Source organism: Spirillospora sp. NPDC000708, from assembly GCF_040299565.1.
Lineage (GTDB): Bacteria > Actinomycetota > Actinomycetes > Streptosporangiales > Streptosporangiaceae > Spirillospora.
The window spans coordinates 1-20,848 of record NZ_JBEPCJ010000135.1 but is presented as its reverse complement, the minus strand read 5'-3'; the positions used below and the strand labels follow the sequence as shown (position 1 = coordinate 20,848).

Below are 20,848 nucleotides of genomic sequence, written 5' to 3'. Positions count from 1 at the left end.
CCCAGCGCGCGGCCGCCCCCGCCGGTGGCGGTGGCGGGGGCTATCGCGCCCGCCCGGCACCGCGGGCTGCCGGTCGCGGTCCGCGGCGGCGGGCACGGCCTGGCGGGCCACGGCACCGCCGACGGCGCCCTGGTCATCGACCTGTCCGGGCTGGACGGGCTCGAGGTCGACGCGCGGTCCCGGACGGTGACCGCGGGCGGCGGGCTGCGCTGGGGACCGCTCGACGCGGCCGCGCAGGAGCACGGGCTGGCGGTGACCGGCGCCGACGCGCCCCAGGTCGGCGTCGCCGGCACGGCGCTCGGCGGCGGGTTCGGCTGGCTGCACCGGCTGTACGGGCTGACCTGCGACAACCTGGTCGAGGCCGAGGTGGTCACGGCGGACGGCGCGACCCACCGGGTCGACGCGGGCAGCGAGCCGGAGCTGTTCTGGGCGCTGCGCGGCGGCGGGGGGAACTTCGGTGCGGTGACGCGGACGCGGTTCGCGCTGCATCCCCTGCGCGAGCTCACCGGCGGGGTGCTCATCCATCCGATCGAGCGCGGGGCGCGGGTGCTGCGCCGCTACCAGGAGGTCGCCGACGCGGCGCCCGGGCGGCTCGCGGTCCGGCTGACGCTGATGGCCGCGCCGCCCGCGCCCTTCGTCCCCGAGCCGGTGCGCGGCCGTCCGATCGTGATGGTCGGCGTCGCCGCGTTCGCCCCGCCGGACGAGGCGGAGCGGATGCTGCGGCCGCTGCGCGAGTTCGGGCCGCCCGTCGCCGACGCCGTCCGGCCGATGTCGTACCTCCAGCTGCAGCAGCCGCCGAACCGCTTCCCCGAAAGGCAGCGCGCCCACGGCGCGAGCCACTTCCTGGGCCGGCTCGACGACGCCGCCATCGACGGGCTGCTGGCCGCCGCCGCGGACGCCCCCGGACGCCTCGCCATGCTGCAGATCCAGCAGCTCGGCGGCGCCATCGCCGAGACGCCGCCCGAGGCCACCCCGTTCGGCTTCCGCGACGCGGCCCACCTCGTGGCCGTCAACGCCCTGGCCGAACACGACGACGCGGCCGCCGACCTCGCCGCCTGGAGCGCGAAGGCGTCGGCGGCGATCCGCCCGCACGCGACCGGCGGCCCCTACGTCAACTTCGTCTCCGCGGACGAGCCCCCGTCGTACGTGCCGGGCGCGTTCGCCCCGGACGCCTACGCGCGGCTCACCGCGGTCAAGAAGGCGTACGACCCGGACAACCTGTTCCGCTTCAACGCCAACATCGCCCCCTCGGCGACCCCGTCCGCGCCGCGACCCCAGGAGTAGAACATGGACCAGGACGCACCCGCCCGCGACGCTTTCCGCCTCGACGACAGGGTCGCGGTGGTCACCGGCGCCGGGCGCGGCATCGGCGCCGCGACCGCGGTCGAGCTGGCCCGCGCGGGCGCCGACGTGGTGATCGCGGCGCGCTCGGCCGACCAGCTGGCGAAGGTCGCCGCCGAGATCGAGGCCGCGGGCCGCCGGGCCCTCGCCGTCCCCGGCGACCTGTCCGACCTCGGCCTCGCCGCCGGCCTGCCGGGCCGCGCGGTCGGGGCCTTCGGCCGGCTCGACGTCGTCGTCAACAACGTCGGCAGCGCCACCATCAGGCCCTTCACCGCGCTCACGCCCGACGACCTCGTGGACGCCTTCCGCTTCAACGTGGGCATCGCGCACGCCGTCACCGGCTCCGCCGTCCCGCACCTGCTGGACGCGCCGGGGAACGGCGGCGCCGTCGTCAACATCACCTCGACGGTGGGGCGCGTGGGCGGCCGGGGCTGGCTGGCGTACGGCACCGCCAAGGGCGCCCTGGCGCAGTACACCCGGCTCGCCGCGCGGGACCTCGCGCCGCGCATCCGGGTGAACGCCGTGACGCCGGGCGCGGTGGCGACCGCGGTGCTGGAGCCGGTGCTCGCCGACGACGCGATGCGCGACCGGCTGGAGCAGGCGACCCCGATGCGACGGGTGGGCGTGCCCGGCGACATCGCCGCGGCCGTCCGCTACCTCGCCTCCCCCGCCGCCTCGTACGTGACCGGCAAGGTCTTCGAGATCGACGGCGGGATCGACGCCCCCAACGTCGACTTCGGCATGCCCGACGTCTGAGCCACGCCCGATCCCCGAACGCGAAAGGCCCGACATGAACGCGACGCCGCTGAGCGACCAGGCCAAGGCCATGCTCCGTGAGCCCTACTTCGCCTGGGCGACCGTCATCCGGCCCGACGGCTCGCCCCACTGCACGATCGTCTGCGTGGACGTGGACGGCGACGAGGTCGTCTTCACGACCGCGGTCGGCCGGGTCAAGGAGCGCATCCTGCGCACCGACGGCCGGGTGGCCGTCAGCGTGCTGGACCCCGCGGTCCCGTTCCACTCCCTCACCGTGTCCGGCACGGGGCGCATCGAGGAGAAGGGCGCCGAGGAGATGACCGACCGGATCGCCCGCAAGTACTGGGGCGCGCCCGACTACGCGCACCGGAGCAGCGACGAGCGGCGCGTCACGGTGCGCGTCACTCCGGAGCACGTCATCTACTCCGACGCCGGAGGCGGTGGCCGGCCGTGACCGGCGCGCCCGCGAACGACCCGCGCACGAGGCTCCCCTCGCTGACCGGGATGCGGATCCTGGCGGCGCTCTCGGTGTTCTTCTGCCACGCCACCTTCCAGGCGTTCTACGGCGACCGGGGACCGGCGCCGTCCCTGGAGGGGCCCGCCACGGCGGCGGGCTGGCTCGGCGTGGCCTTCTTCTTCGTGCTGAGCGGCTTCGTCCTGACCTGGTCGTCGCGTCCCGGCGACGCGGCGCGCGACTTCTGGCGCCGCCGCTTCGTCAAGATCTACCCCAACCACCTGGTCACGTGGACCGCCGTGCTGCTGCTGGCGTTCCTGCCGGGCCAGGCCGCGGCCGACCGCGCCACCTGGGGCAAGACGCTGCCGAGCCTGCTGCTCGTGCACGCCTGGGTGCCCGACGCCGAGGTGATGAACGCGCTGCACGTCCCCAGCTGGTCGCTGAGCTGCGAGCTGCTGTTCTACCTGTGCTTCCCGCTGGTGATCCGGGCGGTCCGGGCGATCAGGCCGGACCGGCTCTGGGGCTGCGCGGCGGGCCTTTTGGCGCTGGTCGTCCTGGTTCCGGCTCTCGCGCAGTGGCTCCTTCCCGACACCCCGAAGATGCCGTGGTTCCCGATGTCGGTCTGGGACTACTGGGCGGTGTACTCGCTGCCTCCCGTCCGCCTTCTGGAGTTCACGCTGGGCGTGGTCATGGCCCGCATCGTGATCTCGGGCCGCTGGGTCGGCCTGGGGCTCGGCCCGGCGTTCTGCCTGCTGGCCGCCGGTGTCGTCCTCCAGGTGAAGCTGGTGCCCTCCCCTTGGGCGATGGTCGCCCCGACGGTGGTGCCACTCGCCCTGGTCATCGCGGCCGCGGCCGACCGCGACTCGCGCGGGCGCCCCTCCCTTCTGGCCGCCCCGGTCATGACCTGGCTGGGCGAGATCTCGTTCGCCCTGTACCTGGTGCACCTCCCCGTGCTCACCTACGGCCGTCTCGTCCTGGGCGGCGGCTGGAGCGCGCCCGCCGCGTCCGGCGTCGAGGCGGGCCTGCTCGGCGTCGCGCTGGCGCTGGCCGCCGCGCTCCACACGTGGGTGGAGCGGCCCGCGATGCGCCGCTGGAGCCGGCGGCGCCCGGGACGGGCGGCGCCCGCCCCCCGTCCCGTGACGGAGCCGGGCTGACTCCGGGGCCGCCCGCACCGGCCCGGCCGCCGGTCGCGACGCCGCGAACGCCGGTCATGCGGTCGCAAACCGGGCGGCGACGAAGCCGACGAGGTCGTTCGCCTCGGGCTCCCCCACGGTGATCCGGGCCCCGCGGCCGGCGTAGCCGTTGACCCTGACGCCGTGCTCGGCGCACATCTGGACGAACCGGTCGGTCCGCCTGCCGAGCGGGAGCCACAGGAAGTTCGCCCCGCTCGTGGGCACGTCCCAGCCCTGCCCGCGCAGCAGCCGGAGCAGCCGGTCGCGCTCCTTCACCAGGGCGGCGATGCGCCGGCGCAGCTCGAACTGGTTGCGCAGCGCGGACAGCGCGGCCTTCTGCGCGACCGCGCTCACGCCGAACGGCAGCGCCGTCCGCCGGACCGCGCCGATCACCCGCGGTTGCGCGATCATGAAGCCGACCCGCAGCCCGGCCAGGCCGTACGCCTTGGAGAACGTGCGGATCACCGCGACGTTCGGGTGCTCGCGGTACAGCCGCACCCCGTCCGGCGCGGCCGGCTCGCCGACGAACTCCCGGTACTCCTCGTCGATCACCACCAGCACGTCCGGCGGGACCCGCCTGAGGAAGGTCTGCAGCGCGTGCCGGTGCACGGTCGTCCCGGTGAGGTCGCTCGGGTTGCCGACGAACACCACCCGGGTCCGTTCGGTGACCGCCCCGGCCAGCGCCCCGAGGTCCTGGTGCGCGCCGTCCAGCGGCACGCCCTCCAGCCGCGCCCCGGCGACCTGGATCAGGCCGGGGTAGCGCTCGGTCGACGGCCAGGAGCAGACGACCTCGTCGCCGTGCCGCACGGCGGCGAGCAGCACCTGCTGGATGATCGCGGTGGCGCCGGCCCCGACCGCGATGTGCGGCGCGGGGACGGAGAGCTGGTCGGAGAGCGCCTCGACGAGCTCGGAGCAGCCGTCGTCGGGGTATCGGTTGACGTCGGACATCGCTCTCCTCGCCATCGCGAGCACGCTGTCCGGGGGTGGGAAGGGGGCCTCGTTGAGGTCGGCGCGGTAGCCCCGGCCGTCGTTCTGCACCGCCGCGTGCACGGCGAGTTCCAGCAGGTCGTCCCTGAGCCGCGGACGCGTCTCCGCCATCAGTACCTCCAGGGTCGCAAGGGGGTCTCCGGGCATCTGGGCGCGTCGCCGGTGATCCGCCCGGCCCGGGCCGGCGGGCGGCCCACGGGGCCGGCCGCCCGCCGCACCGGAGCGGCCTCGCGCGGGAACGGCCTCGCGCCGTCCGCGGCCGCCCGGGCCCGGGTGGTCACCGGGACGGTGCCGCTAGCCCCTGTGCTCGGGCGTGCGGATCAGGAGCACGGCGAGGCCCGCTCCGACGAAGGCCACGGCGGCCACCACGAAGAAGAGCAGGTTCAGGCCGTTGACGATCCCGTGCTCGGCCGCGTCGACGACCGGCTTGCGCAGCGCGGCGGGCAGGTGGGCGGCCACCGCCTTGATCTGGCCGGCGGACGCGGCCCCGGCGATGTCGTGGATCGGCAGGTGCCTGCCCGCCAGGTCGTCGGACATCGTGTCGGTGACCTGGCGGCCGAGGATCGCGCCGTACACGGCGATCCCCATCGCCATGGCGGTCTGGCTGACGGTGTTGTTGACGCCCGCGGCCATGCCGAGGCGCGGCCCGTCGGCCACCTCCATGGACAGCGACCCGATCGCCGGGAGCGCCATGCCGAGGCCGAAGCCCGCGATGACCATGCCGGGGGCCAGATGCGTCCACGAGGAGTCGAGCGTCAGGCCGTGCATGACGACGAGGCCGGTGCCGACGAGCACCAGCCCGAGGGTCGGCAGCACCCAGGCCGGGAGCCGGTCCATGAACGCGCCCGCCGCGGGCCCCGAGAGCAGGATCGGGATGTTGACCGCGAGGAAGCACAGGCCGGTCTTGAAGGCCGAGTAGCCGAGCTGGTTCTGGAAGTAGAGCGAGAGGTACAGCAGCAGGGCGAAGAAGCTGCCGTGCGTGGCGACCGTGGCGAGCTGCGTGCCGCTGAACGAGCGGCTGCGGAACAGCGACAGGTCCAGCATCGGCTCCCGGTGCACCCACTCGATGATCAGGAAGACCGCCATGAAGACGGCGGCGCCGGCGAACATCGCGATGACGCGGTCGCTGGACCATCCCCAGTCCTCGCCGCGCAGCAGCGCGACCATGAGGAGCATCAGCGACGCGGTGAGCGTGAGCAGGCCGCCGGCGTCGAGGCTCTTGCCCTTGCGCAGCTCCTCGTGGCGGGGCAGCTTCACCCAGGCGATGACCAGGGTGACGGCCGCGAACGGGATGTTGATGTAGAAGACCCAGCGCCAGTCGATGCCGGCCACGAGCGCGCCGCCGAGGAGCGGGCCGAGCGCGACGGCGACGCCCGCCGCGGCGCCGCGGACGCCGAAGGCGAGGCCGCGCATCTGCCCGTGGTAGATCTGCGCGACGAGCGCGAGCGTCGTGGCGAACATGACGGCGCCCGCCAGCCCCTGCACCGCCCGGGACCAGATGAGCATCTCAGGGGTGGTGGACACGGCGCAGGCCAGCGACGCCAGGCCGAACGCGGCGACGCCGATCAGGAACATCCGGCGGCGGCCGACGCGGTCGCCGAGGGATCCGGCGGTCAGCTGGAACACCGCCATGGCGAGGGTGAAGGAGTTCACGACCCACTGCAGGTCGGTGAGGTTCGCCTTCAGGTCGCGCTGGATGTCCGGGAGCGCCACGGTGACGATCGTGGCGCTCATCATGAGCATGGAGACGGCGGTGACGATCGCGACGAGCGGCCACCACCCGGCTTCTTCCCTGTGATCCCCCGTACGGCCGCCGAAGACGTCCGAGACGGGCCTCTGCGCAGTCATCGGATCCGTGACCCTTCCTGACTCGACAAGTTCCCTATCAATGCTAGGTGCAGCCTAGCATCGGTAGGGGGTCCTATCAATGCTAGAGTGAATTCGTCCGACCGACGCGACCTCCGGGGGTCCGATGCCAGACCGCCCCAACCGCGCCAAGCTGCGGTTGCGCCCCAACCCCGAGGGGCTGTGGAACGAGGAGAAGGGCCCCGATCCGCGCCTCAGCCGGAGCGAGATCGTCGAGGCCGCCCTCGAACTGCTGGAGAAGGACGGCTTCGAGGCGTTCAGCATGCGCGGCCTCGCGACCGCGCTGAACATCAAGTCGCCCTCGCTCTACTGGCACTTCCGGAGCAAGGACGAGCTGTTCAACCTGGTCGTGGACGCCGTGCTCGGCGAGTGCCGGCTGCCCGCCGCCGACGAGGGCGACTGGGCCGAGCGGCTGACGAGCGTGGCCCGCGAGATCCGCCGCGTGCTGCTGGCCCACCCGGCGGCGACCCGGCTGCTGACCGGCCGGGTGCCGCTCGGGCCGAACTGGCTGCGGCTGGCCGAGTACGTGATCGGCACGCTGCGCCGGGCGGGCTTCGACGACAGGCTCACCAACATCTGCTACCTGGTGCTGCTGTACTACGCGGTCGGCTTCGTGACCCAGGAGATCTCGTTCGGCACCGGCGCGGAGGCCCGCGAGCGGCTCGACCAGATGCAGGAGTTCGTGCAGCACCTGCCGCCGGAGCAGTACCCCAACCTCATCGCCGTCACCGCCGGCTTCAACGAGCGCGGCCTCGAGGACCGCTTCGAGATCGGGCTGAGCGGCGTCATCGGCGGGTTCCGCGCCGAGCTGGCGAAGGCCGCCGGACCGGCCTGACCGGCCCGCCGCGCCAGGGCGCTCACCATGGCACGGGGCCCTCGTCTCCGAAGAAGGAGCCCGTCGGCCCGTCGTCGGGCAGCGTCGCGGCGGTGACCGCGGCCCGCGCGCCCTCCGCCGGCGTGCGCACGCCCCGGCCCGCCCCCATGGCCGCGATCAGGTCGGACGCCATGTTGGTGTCGCAGAAACCCGGGTTGACGGAGTTCACCTTGATCGGCGTCTCCGCGAGCTCCTTGGCGTAGGCCACGGTCACCGCGTTGAGCGCGGCCTTGGAGGAGTTGTAGGCCAGCAGGTTGACCCGCGAGACCGGTGACTCCCGGTCGCTCATGACCGCCAGCGACCCCAGGCGGCTGGAGACGTTGACGATGCGCCCCGCCTCCGAGCGGCGCAGCAGCGGCAGCATCGCGTCGGTCACCGCGATCACCCCCACCACGTTCGTCTCGTAGGTCCGGCGCACCATGTCGAGCGGAACCCGGCCGGGGCGCAGGTTCCAGTCCAGAATGGCGATCCCGGCGTTGTTGACCAGTGCGTCGAGACGGCCGTGCTCGCGCTCTATTCGCTCCGCGGCGCGCTTCAGCCCGGCGGCGTCGGTGACGTCGACGAGCACATGTCCGGCGTCCACCCCCTCCGCCCGCAGCGCGGCGGCCGCCTTCCGGCCGCGCTCCTCATTTCGCGCGCCCACGAGCACCTTCTGGCCGCCGAGCCCGCCGAGCTGCCGCGCGACCTCGAAACCGATTCCCTTGTTGGCCCCGGTGATGAGAGATATTCGCATGCCACCACACTGGCCCCGATCCAGGGCGAAGGAAAGAGCCGTCCAGCGGCTCCCGATCATTTCCTTAGAGCTTCTCGACTGCCGTGGCCGACCATACAGAAGGAGTGAAATCGGAAGGTACTCGCACCCGTTCGTACTCCGAAAGGACCATGGAATGGACTCGCCAAATCAGGAAACCGCGGACCTGGAATTCGTGATGGGGGTGGCCGGCGGCTTCTGGCGGTCGCGGGCGCTGTTCAGCGGCGTGGAGCTGGGCCTGTTCACCATGCTGGCCACCGGGCCCGCCACCCTCGAGGAGATCACCGGGAAGCTCGGCCTGCACGCGCGGGCGGCGGCGGACTTCCTGGACGCCCTGACGGCCCTGGGCCTGCTGGAGCGCCGGGACGGCCGGTACGCCAACGCGCCGGCCGCCGCCCGCCTCCTCGACCAGAACGGCGAGGGCTACGTCGGCGGCTTCCTCACCTTCATGGGGCGCGCGCTCTACCCGGCGTGGGGCCGCCTCACCGACCTGCTGAAGTCCGGGTCGCTGCAGGAGGGCTTCGACTCGTTCGGCGAGTTCTACCGCGACCTGGACCGCGTCCGGGGCTTCATGAACGCGATGGACAGCGCCTCCGCGGTCGTCACCGCCTACCTGGTCGAGCGGGTCGACTGGAGCGGGCACCGGGACGTGGTCGACCTCGGCGGCGCGCGCGGCAACCTCGCCGGCTCGCTCGCCCGCGCGCACCGGCACCTGAGGACCGCCTGCTTCGACATGCCGCCGCTGCGGCCCCTGTTCGACGAGCACATGGCGGCCCTCGGGACCGCCGACCGCACCACCTTCCACGGCGGCGACTTCCTCACCGACGCGCTTCCCGAGGCCGACGCCTACATCTTCGGGCATGTGCTGCACGACTGGGACGAGGAGAGCCGCGTCACGCTCGTGACCCGCGCGTTCGAGGCCCTGCGCCCCGGCGGCGAGCTGCTCGTCTACGACGAGCTCATCGACGACGACCGGACGGGTCCCGCGCACTCGCTGCTGATGAGCCTCAACATGAAGCTCGTCCGGTCGGGCGCCGCCGAGTACACCTTCGCGGACGCGAAGCGCTGGCTCGGCGACGCGGGGTACACCGGCGTCACGGTCGAGCGCATCACCGCCACCGAGCGCCTCATCCGCGCCCGCAAGCCGGCCGCCGCCTGACCGGCGTCCCCCTCCGGCCGTTCCCGTCCGGTGCCGGAGGTCGCGAAGCCGGGGAACGCGGGATCGCCGAACACGGAACGTCCCTCCCGGCCGGGCCGGGAGGGACGTTCGGGGTCGGCGGCGGGCCGTCCGGCCGCCGTTCAGTCGAGCTCGACGGGCAGGAAGCGGTAGTGGTCGCCGTCCTTGCGGACCAGGCCGGCGGACGGGGCGTCGAAGTGGCTGCCGAACAGGACCGAGTCGGTCCCGGCGAGGTCGGCGAACAGCGCGCGCCTCGTCCTCGTCGCCTGCTCCGCGTCCACGTCGACGGTCGCGCACATGGCGGTGCGGGCGAACTGCACCGGGTGGTGGAGGCAGTCGGCGGAGATCACGGCCTTGCGGTCGCCGCCGTCCAGCCGGACCGTGACCTGACCCGGCGTGTGGCCGGGCGCCGGCACGATCGTCACGCCCGGCGCCACCTCGACGCCGGCGGCGGGCACGTCGACGGGGTCCAGCAGCCCGGCCTCGCGGACGGGGTCGACGGAGTCGGCGAACATCTCGCGCTGGTCCGGCTCCAGCTCGACGCCGCCCCAGTAGTCGTACTCGGCCTGGGCCGACACGTAGCGGGCGTTGGTGAAGGTGGGCACCCAGCGGTCCCCGTCGAGCCGGGTGTTCCAGCCGACGTGGTCCTGGTGCAGGTGCGTGTTGATCACGACGTCGACGTTGCCGGGCGTGAAGCCCGCCTCCGCCAGCCGGTCGAGGAACGGGGTGGACAGGTGGTCCCACGCGGGGAAGGGGCGGGCCTTGCCGTTGCCCACGCCGGCGTCCACCAGCACGCGGGTGTCACCGATCTGGACGGCGAAGGCGTGGACGGAGCCGAGCAGCTGCCCGTCGTCGTCCACGTAGAAAGGGCTCAGCCACGCCGATTCCGCGACCACGTCCGGGGTCGCCTGAGGCAACAGCCACCGGCCGAACCCGCGCAGCGGGACTTCGGCTATCCGGTGGACGGTCACCTTTCCGATCTGCCAGGTCTCTGCCGCCGGGCTCTTCTGGGGTGTCGTCATGGCGCCACGTTAAAGCGGGCGGGAGAAGCGGCATTCGAGGATCACTAGAGATCCGCTGAAATCCGACCTCGGCGAGTCCACTAGCGGCCAGGAGAAAAACGTGCGCCCGCTCATCCGATGCGAATTCTCCAAAAACCCGATATCGAGGCGCGCAATGGAGTCCTCATGGTGAACGGCGGCGCCTCCCTCGCCGGGGTCAGGTGGGGCGCCGCACCGAGGTCGTCTCGCTCGTCAGCGGCGATCCGTCGGACGCGACGGGCAGGAGGTCGGGCACGGGGGCGCCGTCGCCGTCGACCAGGACCGAGTGCTCCTCCCCCGCGTCGAAGGCGTGGCGCTCGCCCCACTGCCGCAGTGTGACGATCACGGGGAAGAGGTCCTTGCCGGCGTCGGTGAGCGCGTACAGCCACCGCCTGCCCGACGGGGAGTCGACCTGGGCGAGCAGGCCGCGGGCGGTGAGCTTGCGGAGCCGCTCGGTGAGGATGTTGCGGGCGATGCCGGTGCGCTGCTGGAAGTCGGTGAACGAGCGGGCGCCGTCCATCGCGTCCCGGATGATGAGCAGGCTCCACCGGTCGCCGACCAGGTCGACCGTGCGGGCGACCGGGCAGCTCGGGTCCGTCCACGGAGGGCTCTGCCCGTCGGTGCCGTCGCGTGCCATCGCTCCCCCATGAGTTGCGGATTGAAACCATTGTGGCCTAGCCTCCAATCAGTTGCAAAATGAAACCAAACGGAGGTGCCCGGTGAACGGGAGGACGAGGCTGCTGCTCGCGGCCGTGTGCGGGGTCGCGGTGGCGAGCGTCTACGCCGGGCAGCCGGTGCTGGGACCGATGGGACGCGACCTCGGCGTCCCGGTCGACGCGCTCGGCTGGTTCGTGGCCGCCGGGCAGCTCGGCTACCTGGCGGGACTGGTGCTGCTGGTGCCGCTGGGCGACGTCCTCGACCGCAGGCGCCTGATCGCGGCGCACCTCGCCCTGGTGGCGGCGGGGACGGCGGTCACCGCGGCGGCCCCGGCCGCCTGGGCGGCGTTCACCGGGCTGGCCGCGGCGGGAGCGTTCGCGGTGGTGGTGCAGACCACCGTCGCGTACGCGGCGTCGGTCTCCCCGCCGGCCGAGCGCGGGCGCAACCTCGGCATCGTGACCTCGGGCGTGGTGGTCGGCATCCTCGGCGCGCGCGTCGTCGCGGGACTCCTCGCCGACCTGTCCGGCTGGCGCGGCATCTACCTGGCCCTCGCGGTCCTCGCCGCCGTCCTCGCGGTGCTCGCCCTCACCCTGCTGCCCGCCGACGACCGCCGCGACGCCGCCCGGTACGGGCAGGCCCTGCGGTCCTTCGGCGGACTGTTCACCCGGCCGGTGTTCCTCAGCCGCGGGCTGATCGCGTTCTTCCTGTTCGCCTCGTTCGGCACCCTGTGGAGCGGCATGGCCCTGCCGCTGGCCGGCGCGCCGTGGCACCTCGGCGAGACGCAGATCGGGCTGTTCGGCGTCGCCGGGCTGGCCGGGGCCCTCGGTGCCGCGCGGTCCGGACGGTGGGGCGACGCGGGGCACGCGCGCCGGGTCACCGGCATCGCGCTCGCGCTCCTGCTCGTCTCCTGGGCGGCGATCGGGCAGCTCCCGTGGTCGCTGCCGCTGCTGATCGCCGGCGTGGTCCTGCTCGACTTCGCCGTCCAGGCCGTGCACGTGAGCAACCAGCACACCCTGACCGCCGCCTACCCCGAGCGCACCAGCGCCACCATCGGCGCCTACATGCTCTTCTACTCGCTCGGTTCCGCCCTGGGAGCGGCCGCGACCACGGCCGCGTTCGACGCGGCGGGCTGGACCGGCCCCACCGTCCTCGGCGCGGCGTTCGCGCTCTGCGCACTCGCCACGTGGGCCTTCAGCGGACGAGCGACGACCGGCGCCGCCCCCCGCCCGGACACCCGGTCGCGCGAACGGCGCCTCTCAACGCCGGTCCCGGACGCCGAGCGCCCGTCCGCGCGCTGATCGGCCGCCGGAGCGTCCGATCAGCGGAAGCCGTGATCCCGCGCCTCGGCGGCGCCGAGGCGCAGGATCGGTTCGAGCAGCCCTGGGAAGCGGTCGTCCAGGTCGCCGTCGCGCGGCCGGACGCGCCGGTGCCGGCCGTCGACGGCCATGCTGATCAGCCCGGCCTCGCGCAGGATCCGCCAGTGGTTGGACAGCGTCGACAGCGGCACGTCCATGCCGTCGGCGAGCGCCGAGCAGGTCGACTCCGGATGCGCCCAGGCGCGCCGCACCAGTTCCAGGCGCACCGGATCGCCCAGCGCGTGCAGCACCGGCGCGAGCGCGAGCGCCTCGCGGGCGGGCTGGGGAAGCGGTCGCATGCCCCGACGATACCTCGATCGTTCGACGTTCCGGGATCGTCGATGGACAACACTTCGATACTTCGGCATTATCGAACTATCGAAGTGTTGTCCCCGCGTCCGCGAGAGGAACCCCCGTTGACCACATCCGAAGGCGTGCCCGAGGCCGGACCGGCCGGGACCGCGGCCGTCCGGCCGAACCGTGCCGCGCTGCTCACCGTGACCTGCCTGGGGCAGTTCATGGTGCTGCTGGACAGCACGATCGTCGGCGCGGCGCTGCCCGACATGCAGCGGCGGCTGCACACGCACCTGAGCGGCCTGCAATGGATCGTCGACGCCTACGTGCTGCTCGTCGCCATGCTGCTGCTGTCCGGCGGCGTCTTCGCCGACCGCTTCGGCCGCAGGCGCGTGTTCCTGGCCGGCGTCGCGGTGTTCACCGCCGCGTCCGTGCTGTGCTCGGCCGCCCCCTCGATCGGGTGGCTGATCGCCGGGCGGGTCGCCCAGGGCGTCGGCGCCGCGGCGCTGAGCCCCGCCTCGCTGGCCCTGATCGCCGCCGCCCATCCCGCCCCGCAGGACCGGGTCAGGGCGATCGGGCTGTGGGCGGGCCTCAGCGGGATCGGCCTGGCTGCCGGACCGCCGGCCGGCGGCATCCTGGCGGACGCCTTCGGCTGGCCCGCCATCTTCCTCGTCAACGGGCCCATCGGCGCTTTCCTGCTGGTCGCGGGGGCGCGCGCCTTGCGCGAGTCGCGCAATCCCGGAGCCCCTTCGATCGACGTCCCCGGGACGGTCCTCTCCATCGTGGGCGTGGGGGCGCTGACCTACGCACTGATCGAGGGCGGCTCGCGCGGCTGGACGTCGCCCGTGATCCTGAGCGGCTTCGCCGCCGCGGCGGTCGTCCTCGCCGCGTTTGTCGCCGTCGAAGCGCGCGCCTCGACGCCGATGCTGCCGCTGCGCCTGTTCCGGGAGCGGCTGTTCACCGTGTCCAACACCGCCATGATCGTGGTGGGGTTCGCGCTCATGGGGTCGTCGTTCTTCTTCTCCCAGTTCTTCGTGTACGTCCAGGGCAGTTCGATCCTGCGCGCGGGCCTGCAGACCCTGCCCGCCTCCCTCGCCATGGTGGTCGTCAGCCCGTTCGCGGGACGCCTCGCCGCCAGGTACGGGTTCCGGATCGTGGTCACCGTCGGCCTGGCACTGGCCGGGCTCGGGCTGCTGACGCTGGGGCTCGTACACGCCGGAACCGGATACGCGAACGTGTGGTGGCGGCTCGCGGTCGTCGGCATCGGGTTCGCGCTGACCATGTCGCCGCTGACGGGCGCCGCCATCCAGGCCGTCGGCCCGCAGGAGGGCGGCCTCGCCTCCGGCATCAGCAGCACCACCCGCCAGATCGGCGCGGTCCTCGGCGTCGCGGTCCTCGGGGCCGTGGTCCGCACCCGCCAGTCCGGCGGCGCGTCCTTCGAGGCCGGGCTCGGCGGCGCCTTCCTCACGGCCGGCGCCGTCACCCTCGCCTGTGCCGTGTTCACCGGCCTCTGGCTGGTCAGGTCCAGGCCGGCGGACGTCCCACGCCGCGGACCGAGCGCCGGCCGCGGCTCAGGAGCGCACCTTCCCGATCACCCACTGGAGCGCGAGCAGCGCTAGCGCCGCCATGAACGCGGCCCGCCCGTTCCCGGTGGCGATGCCGGCGCCGAGCACCACGGCCGCGAGGGTGGGCAGGATCTTGAAGCCGAACACCGGTGCCTCCATCTGGACGTCGTGCGGCGGACCCACCGCCACCCACGGTTTCCATTCTTCTCGACGTCGCCCGCCGCCGTTAATCGCCACCGCGGTGACAACCGCGATCACCGCTGCGCCCGTTTCGCGACGAGTTCCGCGCGGAGCGTGCCGCCCCGGTAGGGGCGGCACCGGGGACGTCAGTACCGGTTCGTCGAGGCGTCCACGGCGAGGTCCGCGTCGATCGCGTCGGCGGACAGGTCCTTGAGTCCCATGTGGTCCTTGACGATCCGTCCGAGCGTGGGCAGGGAGCCGCGGTCGGGCCACGTGCCGGGGTCCCACAGGGACGAGCGCAGGAACGCCTTCGCGCAGTGCATGTACAGCTCTTCGACGTCGACGAGGAGCGCCAGCCGCGGCCGCTTGCCCTGGACCACCAGGTCGTCGAAGAACGGCGCGTCCGACACGAGCGTCGCGCGCCCGTTCACCCGCAGCGTCTCGTTCATCCCCGGCACGAGGAACAGCAGCCCGACGCGGGGGTTGTGCAGCACGTTGCGGAAGCTGTCGGCCCGGTGGTTGCCGGGACGGTCGGCGAGCGCCAGCCGGTGGGAGTCCAGGACCAGCACCGAGCCCGCGGGGTCGCCGCGCGGCGAGACGTCGCAGGCGCCCTCCGCGTCCGAGGTGGCCAGCAGCACGAGCGGCGAGTGCGCGATGACCGTGCGCGCGTGCTCGTCGATCCTGCCGATGTCCTTGTCCCAGAGGGGCCGCGGCGGTTCCGGGACGATCTCCCGCAGCTCGGCCTCGGTCGTCACCGTCCGGATCTCAGAAGGATGCATCGGCCGAATATAAGGTAAGCCTCACCAAAGACGCGCGCCTGTCCGTCTTCGGTTTCGCGAACCGCACCATCGAGGATCCCGTCTCCGGGCGTCCCGGAGCCCTCAGATGCGGGGCCGGGAGGCGGCGTCCAGGCGGTAGTGCGCTCGCTCGGCGTCGGGGATGGGGAACGAGCTGTGCACCCACATCTGGTCCACGGTGCACGCGGTCATCCGCCAGAGGCCGTCCTCCTTGCGGAACCGGTCGACGCGCAGGCCCTCGCCCGCGATGATGGGCCGCTGCGGCCCGTCGCCGTCCTCGCCCACGAGCACGCCGAGCAGGTAGGACAGCGCGGTCGCGGTGCCGTCCTCCTCGGCGTGGACGGTCGGGTTGAGGCTGGCGTGGCGCAGCCCGTCGTTGATCGGCAGCTTCTCCCGCAGCAGCGCGATCGCCGCCTCCCGGCCCTCCCGGTAGCCCCAGACGTGGTCGAGGACGAAGTCCTCGGTGAGCATCTCGCGCAGCGCGTCGAAGTCGCGCGAGTCGAAGCACCACTCGAAGCGGGCGACCAGGTTCAGGCAGGCGAGCTGGTCGTCGGCGCCCAGTCCGGTCTGGACCTTCTCCAGCGGAGCGAAGTAGCCGCTCGGGAGGATGGTGGAAATCAAGGGGACTCCTTCTTCGGGCGTTTCACCGTGCAGGACGATGCTGGCAATTCGCCCGGGGTCCGGGACAGTGCCGCCGTCACCGGTCGCGTGTGAAAAATGCACATATCATCGGCCCATGACCATGATCGTCGGCGGCGGACCGTGATCCGTGTGCTGATCGCGGAGGACATGCATCTTCTCCGGGAGGCGCTGGCCGAGCTGCTCGGCCTGGAGGACGACATCGAGGTCGTGGCCCAGGTGGACTCCGGGGCCCGGATCGTGCCGGCGGCGGAGCGGCACCGTCCCGACGTGGCGGTCGTCGACATCGACCTGCCCGAGATGGACGGGCTGGCGGCGGCGGCGCTGCTGCGCGGGCGGGCGCCCGGCTGCCGGGTGCTGATCCTCACCGCGCTGAGCCGTCCCGGGCATCTGCGGCGGGCGCTGGAGGCGGGCGTCGCGGGGTTCGTGCGCAAGGACGTCCGGCCGGACGAGCTGGCGGCGGCGGTCCGCACGGTCGCCGCGGGCGGCACGGTGATCGATCCGGCGCTCGCGTCCGCGGCGCTGCTGGCTCCGGAGAGCCCGCTCACGCAGCGGGAGGCGGAGGTGCTGCGCCTGTCGGCCACCGGCGCCCAGCCGATGGAGATCGCCGAGCGGCTGTTCCTGTCCTACGGGACGGTGCGGAACTACCTGACCTCAGCGGTCGGCAAGCTCGGCGCCCGCAACCGGATCGACGCCGTCCGCATCGCCACCGAGTCCGGCTGGATCTGACCGGAACTCGGCCACCACCTCGAAGCCGCCTCCCCGGCGCGGCCCCGCCGACAGCCGTCCGCCGGCGCGGGCCGCCAGGCTCTCCAGGCCCGTTCCGCCGGGGGCCGGCGCCCGGAGCCCGCCGGCGCCGTCGTCGACGACCCGCAGCCGCACGGCGCCGTCCGCGCGGGTGACCGTGATGGTGCAGGTACGTGCGCGACTGTGCCGCAGGACGTTGGTGACGGCCTCGCGGAGTACGGCGGCCAGGGCGGTGCCGGTCCCGTCCGGCAGCGGCCCGGTCTCCACCTCGGCGCGGACGGCGATGCCGGCGGCCTCCAGCACCTCGATCGCCGCGTCGACCTCGCGGCGCGGCTCCAGGCGGACCCGTCCGCCCGCGATCGCGCCGAGCGCGGCGTGCGCCCGTTCCAGGACGGGGACCAGCGCCGCGAGCTCGGTGGCGGCGCGCACCGGATCCCGGTCCAGCAGCCGCAGGGCCGGCTCGCCGCGCAGCGCGACCGCCGACAGGCTGAACCCCAGGACGTCGTGCAGGTCGCGCCCGATCCGGTCGCGCTCGGCGGCGACGGCGGCCGCCGCCGGCTCGTGCCGGGCCCGATCGAGGAGGACGACCAGGTCGCCGAGCAGGGACAGGCCGTAGAACAGCCACGCCAGGATGAGGGGGGAGAGCACGTTCGTCACCATGTCCGCCGGCGGGGCGACGGGAGGCGGGGTGACGCACAGCACAGTGCGAGGACGGCCGCGGCGAACGGCATCACCGCCAGCGCCACCAAGGCCACCAGCAGCCCGATGCGGACGCTCGGCCGGAACCGCCCGGCCAGCAACGCCACCAACGGCGGGTAGGGAGCCGCCGCCAAGAACAGCGCTTCCGCACCCATGCCGCCCCGGGCCGCATCGAACGCCCGGATGCAGAAGAGCAGCGCCAGCGCGGTCCACGACATCGCGCGCGCGACCCGCGGCGGGAGGTCCTCGCCGTCCGGTTCCACGCCGTCCCCCCAGATCACGCGACATTTTCCCATGCGGTGGTGAGCCGCAGGGTTGGAGACAACTTTGCCTCAGGGGCCGTTCGCCTTCGGGCACCCGGGATACAGCCAACCTGAGCGTTCGTTCGCCTGAGAAAGGTCGTGTCGGTGGGCGTGCTGGGTCTGCCGCTCCGCAAGGTGGAGCAGCTGCCGCTTCGGACGAGTTCCGCGCTGGCCGCCGCCGGGCTGACCGCCCTGGAGGCGGCGGCGACCGCCACGCTCTTCCTCCGCAAGGTGGGCAGGGACCGGGCCGTCCTCGCACGCGAACGCGGTGAGCTGACGGTCGACCAGGTGTTCCACCAGATGCTGCGCGGGCCGCTGAGCCCCACGCTGCCGGGCCGGTTCGGGAACGCGATCCAGGTCATCGACGCCGACGGCCGGATCCTGGCGGCGACGGAGGGCCTGGAGAACGGCCCGCCGCTCAGCCGGATCACCCCGCCCCAGGCGCGGACGCAGGTCGAGCACCGGCTGCGGAACCCGCGCCGGCCCTGGCGCCCGCGGGGCTCCGGGGACAGGATGCTGCTCGCGACGCGCATTCCGGCCGAGGTCACCCACCACCAGCGCGGCAAGGCCCCGCTGATGATCTATCTCGTCTTCCCGCGGGTGCCCTGGTTCGGGTCGCGGCGACTGGCGGCGGGCACGGCGGTGGCGACGGTGGCCGTGGCCGCGATGGTGTTCGCGATCGTGCACCGCTCGACCGTCCGCGTCCTCGCGCCCATGGCCGAGATCCGCGACGAGTTCGCCGAGATCACCGCCACCGACCTGGCGCGCCGGGTCCCCGTGCCGGAGCCCGAGGAGCTCAAGGCCATGGCCGAGACCATGAACACGACCCTCGAGCGCCTCGACACGGCCGTCAGCGATCTGCGCAACCTCACCTCGGAGGCCTCCCACGACCTGCGCGGCCCGCTGACGTCGATCCGCCTGCGGCTGGAGAACGCGCTCGCCGACCCGGAGTCCGAATGGCCGCGCGTGGCCGCCGACGTGCTCGCCAGCGTGGAGCGCCAGGAGGCCATCGTGACCGACCTGCTCACGCTCACCCGGCTGGACACCGGCCAGCCGCTGCACCCGCAGCCCACCGACCTCAGCGCCCTGGTCGCCGCCGAGCTCCGCCGCCGCGAGGCCACCGACCGGATCCACATCATCGGGAAGCTGGCCCGGCGGGTCGTGCTGGACTGCGACCGGCTGCTCATCAACCGGCTGCTCGCCAACCTGCTCGACAACGCCCAGCGGCACGCCGACAGCCGCGTCGAGGTGACCCTCGACGTCGACCGGCCGCCGGGAGAGCGGGCGGCCGCGGTGCTGACCGTCGCCGACGACGGCGACGGCGTCCCGGGCGACCGGCAGGACGAGATCTTCGAGCGGTTCACCCGCCTGGACAGCTCCCGCGAACGCGACCCCAACGGCACGGGGCTGGGCCTGCCGATCTCCCGCGACATCGCGAGCGCCCACGGCGGCACCCTCACCGTCGACTCCCGCCCCGGGCACGGGGCCCGCTTCACCGCACGCCTCCCTCTCACCGCCCCGTGACCGCGTCGACGTGAGCGTCACGCCGTCCTCGGGCTGCCGTTCCGTCCCGGAGGTCGAGCGGAAGAGTGACGAATCACCGGTGGCCGCATGGGAAGACCAGCTACGGCCTGTCCCCGACAAGAGACGAAACGATGCAGCTGATCAAGTCCAGCAAGGACCGGACGACGACCGGCCGCCTTGAGCCGCCCGCCTGGCGCAGGCGGGTGAAGATCCTGCTCAACGTGGTGGCGTGCCTGTTCCTCGGCGCCCTGTCGATCTGGCTGGCGGTGCGCGTCACCCCCATGCAGACGGTCAAGGCCGCCGGGCAGACGGTGCAGGTGGGCGCCACGTCCCCGCGCCTGTCCGGCTCGGGACCCGGCGAGGTGAACCTGTTCGGGCAGGCGATCTCGACCCGGCCGGAGTTCCGCGGCCCGATCCGCCCCCGCCTCGAGCTCACCCACATCACGATCAACGCGCAGGTCGGGCAGTTCGCCCGGGACGGCGACCACGGCACCCTCGACCTGAGCGCGCGGCTGACCGACGGCTGGCGCCGCTACCTGCTGTGGGAGACGCTGGTCTCGGCCGGCTTCTCGGCGCTGCTGCTGGCGGCGCTGGCGGGAGTGCAGCACTGGTCGGGCGCCACCCGGGTCAAGGTGCTGGCGACGGGGGTGCTGTGCGTGCTCGCCGCGAACTCGGCGTGCGTGTACCTGCTGGCCTCCAGCACGCCGGAGGCGCTGAAGAGGGTCGGCTCGGTCGAGGACCTGGTGGGCCGGGCGCCGTCCTCCCCCGTCCCACCGGCGCGGGGTCCGGCCCTGAACGACGTGAACGCCGTCGTCATCGGCGACTCGACCGCGGCGGCCATGGGCAACCCCCTCGTCGACGACCCGGACGCCCTGGACCGGGCGTGCAAGCGCAGCCGCGACTCGTACGCGGTCTACCTCGCGCAGTCCAACCGGTGGAAGGTCCTGAACCTCGCGTGCAGCGGCGCGACGGTGACGTCCGGGCTGCTCGACGTCCAGAACGTCGGCCACCAGGTCGCTCCGCCGCAGCTGGCGGTGGCCCAGCGGGCGAGCAAGGCGTCCGTGGTCATCGTCAGCATCGGCGCGAACGACGTGCGCTGGGCCGAGCTGACCGGGCTCTGCCTGGCCGCGAAGGCCTGCGACGACCGTGCCTCGACGGCCTACTACCAGCAGCAGCTCAACACCTTCGCCACGGAGTACTACGACCTGCTCGGCCAGCTGAAGCGGCTGCCGCAGCACCCGGCCGTCCTCATCAACCAGTACTACGACCCGTTCGGCGAGAACGTCGACTGCCTCCGCTCGCAGGGCGTCGACCAGGCGATGGCCGACGCGCTCCGGGGGCGGCTGGCGGACATGAACGCCCTGCTGGACAAGGGGGCCCGCGCCTTCGGGTTCCGCTCGGTCCCGCAGCACTTCTCCGGGCACGGCCTCTGCTCGCAGGGCCCGTTCGTCCAGGGGACGGGCGCCGAGGCGCCCCTGCACCCCACGGCCGCCGGCGAGCTGGCCATCGCGCTCGCCGACCAGCAGGCGCTGAACGCGCCCGCGCCGCAGCCCACCCCCTCGCCCAGCAGCCCGTGACCCGCTCGCGGGCGTGGGGGGCCCCCCGGGCGGCCGGGCGCCCCGGCGGGGGGTGGGCGGGCGGTGGGGGGGCGGGGGCGGCCGCCCGGGCGGG

Annotated in this window: 22 protein-coding genes; 11 read left to right on the top strand and 11 right to left on the bottom strand. The window is 73.5% G+C overall.

Annotated features, from left to right (window positions below; all coding sequences use genetic code 11):
• The 4 genes from ABT299_RS48685 to ABT299_RS48670 form a co-directional block, all read left to right on the top strand.
• Positions 1–1,284 (top strand): FAD-binding oxidoreductase (locus tag ABT299_RS48685; RefSeq protein ID WP_500254978.1); only part of this gene is annotated, 1,284 nt, incomplete at its 5' end.
• Between the two features lie 3 nt (positions 1,285–1,287).
• Positions 1,288–2,097 carry an SDR family oxidoreductase gene (locus ABT299_RS48680; protein ID WP_387026574.1) on the top strand — a complete coding sequence of 270 codons (810 nt, stop codon included), beginning with the start codon at positions 1,288–1,290 and terminating at the stop codon, positions 2,095–2,097.
• A gap of 34 nt (positions 2,098–2,131) precedes the next feature.
• Positions 2,132–2,551 carry a PPOX class F420-dependent oxidoreductase gene (locus ABT299_RS48675; RefSeq protein WP_190855270.1) on the top strand — a complete coding sequence of 140 codons (420 nt, stop codon included), beginning with the start codon at positions 2,132–2,134 and terminating at the stop codon, positions 2,549–2,551.
• Entirely contained in the window at positions 2,548–3,705 is a 1,158-nt protein-coding gene (locus tag ABT299_RS48670; RefSeq protein WP_500254977.1) for an acyltransferase family protein, read from the top strand. The genes ABT299_RS48675 and ABT299_RS48670 overlap by 4 nt, the downstream gene beginning before the upstream one ends.
• Positions 3,706–3,759: 54 nt before the next feature.
• On the opposite strand, the gene ABT299_RS48665 is transcribed toward ABT299_RS48670, so the two are convergent.
• Together ABT299_RS48665 and ABT299_RS48660 are read right to left on the bottom strand one after the other, a co-directional pair.
• Positions 3,760–4,821 (bottom strand): histidinol-phosphate transaminase, encoded by a 1,062-nt coding sequence (locus ABT299_RS48665; protein ID WP_190855268.1) that lies wholly within the window; start codon positions 4,819–4,821, stop codon positions 3,760–3,762.
• A 183-nt stretch (positions 4,822–5,004) separates the two neighbouring features.
• Positions 5,005–6,558: an MFS transporter gene (locus ABT299_RS48660; protein ID WP_500254976.1), complete on the bottom strand. Its 1,554-nt coding sequence runs from the start codon at positions 6,556–6,558 to the stop codon at positions 5,005–5,007.
• A gap of 124 nt (positions 6,559–6,682) precedes the next feature.
• Between ABT299_RS48660 and ABT299_RS48655 the strand changes: the two genes are divergently transcribed.
• On the top strand, positions 6,683–7,411 hold the full coding sequence (locus ABT299_RS48655; protein WP_190855264.1) for a TetR/AcrR family transcriptional regulator: 729 nt from the start codon (positions 6,683–6,685) through the stop codon (positions 7,409–7,411).
• Positions 7,412–7,433: 22 nt separating this feature from the next.
• On the opposite strand, the gene ABT299_RS48650 is transcribed toward ABT299_RS48655, so the two are convergent.
• The gene (locus ABT299_RS48650) at positions 7,434–8,183 is read right to left on the bottom strand and encodes an SDR family oxidoreductase (RefSeq protein WP_500254975.1); all 750 of its coding nucleotides are present in this window, start codon (positions 8,181–8,183) and stop codon (positions 7,434–7,436) included.
• Between the two features lie 154 nt (positions 8,184–8,337).
• Here ABT299_RS48650 and ABT299_RS48645 point away from each other — a divergent pair, with 154 nt between their 5' ends.
• Positions 8,338–9,360, top strand: coding sequence for a methyltransferase (locus ABT299_RS48645; RefSeq protein WP_190855260.1), 1,023 nt, complete (start codon positions 8,338–8,340; stop codon positions 9,358–9,360).
• A 140-nt stretch (positions 9,361–9,500) separates the two neighbouring features.
• Here ABT299_RS48645 and ABT299_RS48640 read toward each other — a convergent pair whose 3' ends face one another.
• On the bottom strand, positions 9,501–10,400 hold the full coding sequence (locus ABT299_RS48640; protein WP_500254974.1) for an MBL fold metallo-hydrolase: 900 nt from the start codon (positions 10,398–10,400) through the stop codon (positions 9,501–9,503).
• A 196-nt stretch (positions 10,401–10,596) separates the two neighbouring features.
• Entirely contained in the window at positions 10,597–11,055 is a 459-nt protein-coding gene (locus ABT299_RS48635; RefSeq protein ID WP_500254973.1) for a winged helix-turn-helix transcriptional regulator, read from the bottom strand.
• 82 nt (positions 11,056–11,137) lie between these two features.
• Here ABT299_RS48635 and ABT299_RS48630 point away from each other — a divergent pair, with 82 nt between their 5' ends.
• A complete protein-coding gene (locus ABT299_RS48630) occupies positions 11,138–12,373 on the top strand; it encodes an MFS transporter (protein ID WP_500254972.1) in 1,236 nt (411 codons plus the stop codon).
• Positions 12,374–12,393: 20 nt separating this feature from the next.
• Here the strand turns inward: ABT299_RS48630 and ABT299_RS48625 are convergent, their stop codons facing one another.
• Positions 12,394–12,729, bottom strand: a complete 336-nt coding sequence (locus ABT299_RS48625) for an ArsR/SmtB family transcription factor (protein WP_500254971.1) — start codon at positions 12,727–12,729, stop codon at positions 12,394–12,396.
• A gap of 117 nt (positions 12,730–12,846) precedes the next feature.
• Here ABT299_RS48625 and ABT299_RS48620 point away from each other — a divergent pair, with 117 nt between their 5' ends.
• Entirely contained in the window at positions 12,847–14,343 is a 1,497-nt protein-coding gene (locus ABT299_RS48620) for an MFS transporter (RefSeq protein ID WP_500254970.1), read from the top strand.
• Here the strand turns inward: ABT299_RS48620 and ABT299_RS48615 are convergent.
• From ABT299_RS48615 to ABT299_RS48605, 3 genes are all read right to left on the bottom strand, one after another.
• On the bottom strand, positions 14,296–14,478 hold the full coding sequence (locus tag ABT299_RS48615) for a hypothetical protein (RefSeq protein WP_433135893.1): 183 nt from the start codon (positions 14,476–14,478) through the stop codon (positions 14,296–14,298). The genes ABT299_RS48620 and ABT299_RS48615 overlap by 48 nt on opposite strands.
• 137 nt (positions 14,479–14,615) lie before the next feature.
• Positions 14,616–15,248, bottom strand: a complete 633-nt coding sequence (locus ABT299_RS48610) for a pyridoxamine 5'-phosphate oxidase family protein (protein ID WP_190855244.1) — start codon at positions 15,246–15,248, stop codon at positions 14,616–14,618.
• A 102-nt stretch (positions 15,249–15,350) separates the two neighbouring features.
• Positions 15,351–15,887 (bottom strand): nuclear transport factor 2 family protein, encoded by a 537-nt coding sequence (locus tag ABT299_RS48605; protein ID WP_433135895.1) that lies wholly within the window; start codon positions 15,885–15,887, stop codon positions 15,351–15,353.
• 141 nt (positions 15,888–16,028) lie between these two features.
• On the opposite strand from ABT299_RS48605, the gene ABT299_RS48600 reads away from it, so the two are divergent.
• Positions 16,029–16,634 carry a response regulator transcription factor gene (locus ABT299_RS48600; protein ID WP_500254969.1) on the top strand — a complete coding sequence of 202 codons (606 nt, stop codon included), beginning with the start codon at positions 16,029–16,031 and terminating at the stop codon, positions 16,632–16,634.
• On the opposite strand, the gene ABT299_RS48595 is transcribed toward ABT299_RS48600, so the two are convergent.
• Positions 16,560–17,300: a sensor histidine kinase gene (locus ABT299_RS48595; RefSeq protein WP_500254968.1), complete on the bottom strand. Its 741-nt coding sequence runs from the start codon at positions 17,298–17,300 to the stop codon at positions 16,560–16,562. The two genes, ABT299_RS48600 and ABT299_RS48595, sit on opposite strands and share 75 nt — an antisense overlap.
• Positions 17,301–17,305: 5 nt before the next feature.
• Positions 17,306–17,632 carry a hypothetical protein gene (locus ABT299_RS48590; protein ID WP_500254967.1) on the bottom strand — a complete coding sequence of 109 codons (327 nt, stop codon included), beginning with the start codon at positions 17,630–17,632 and terminating at the stop codon, positions 17,306–17,308.
• Between the two features lie 126 nt (positions 17,633–17,758).
• On the opposite strand from ABT299_RS48590, the gene ABT299_RS48585 reads away from it, so the two are divergent.
• Both ABT299_RS48585 and ABT299_RS48580 read left to right on the top strand, forming a co-directional pair.
• Positions 17,759–19,177 (top strand): sensor histidine kinase, encoded by a 1,419-nt coding sequence (locus tag ABT299_RS48585; RefSeq protein WP_500254966.1) that lies wholly within the window; start codon positions 17,759–17,761, stop codon positions 19,175–19,177.
• Positions 19,178–19,308: 131 nt separating this feature from the next.
• Entirely contained in the window at positions 19,309–20,754 is a 1,446-nt protein-coding gene (locus tag ABT299_RS48580; RefSeq protein WP_190855234.1) for a GDSL-type esterase/lipase family protein, read from the top strand.
• Positions 20,755–20,848: the final 94 nt, after the last annotated feature.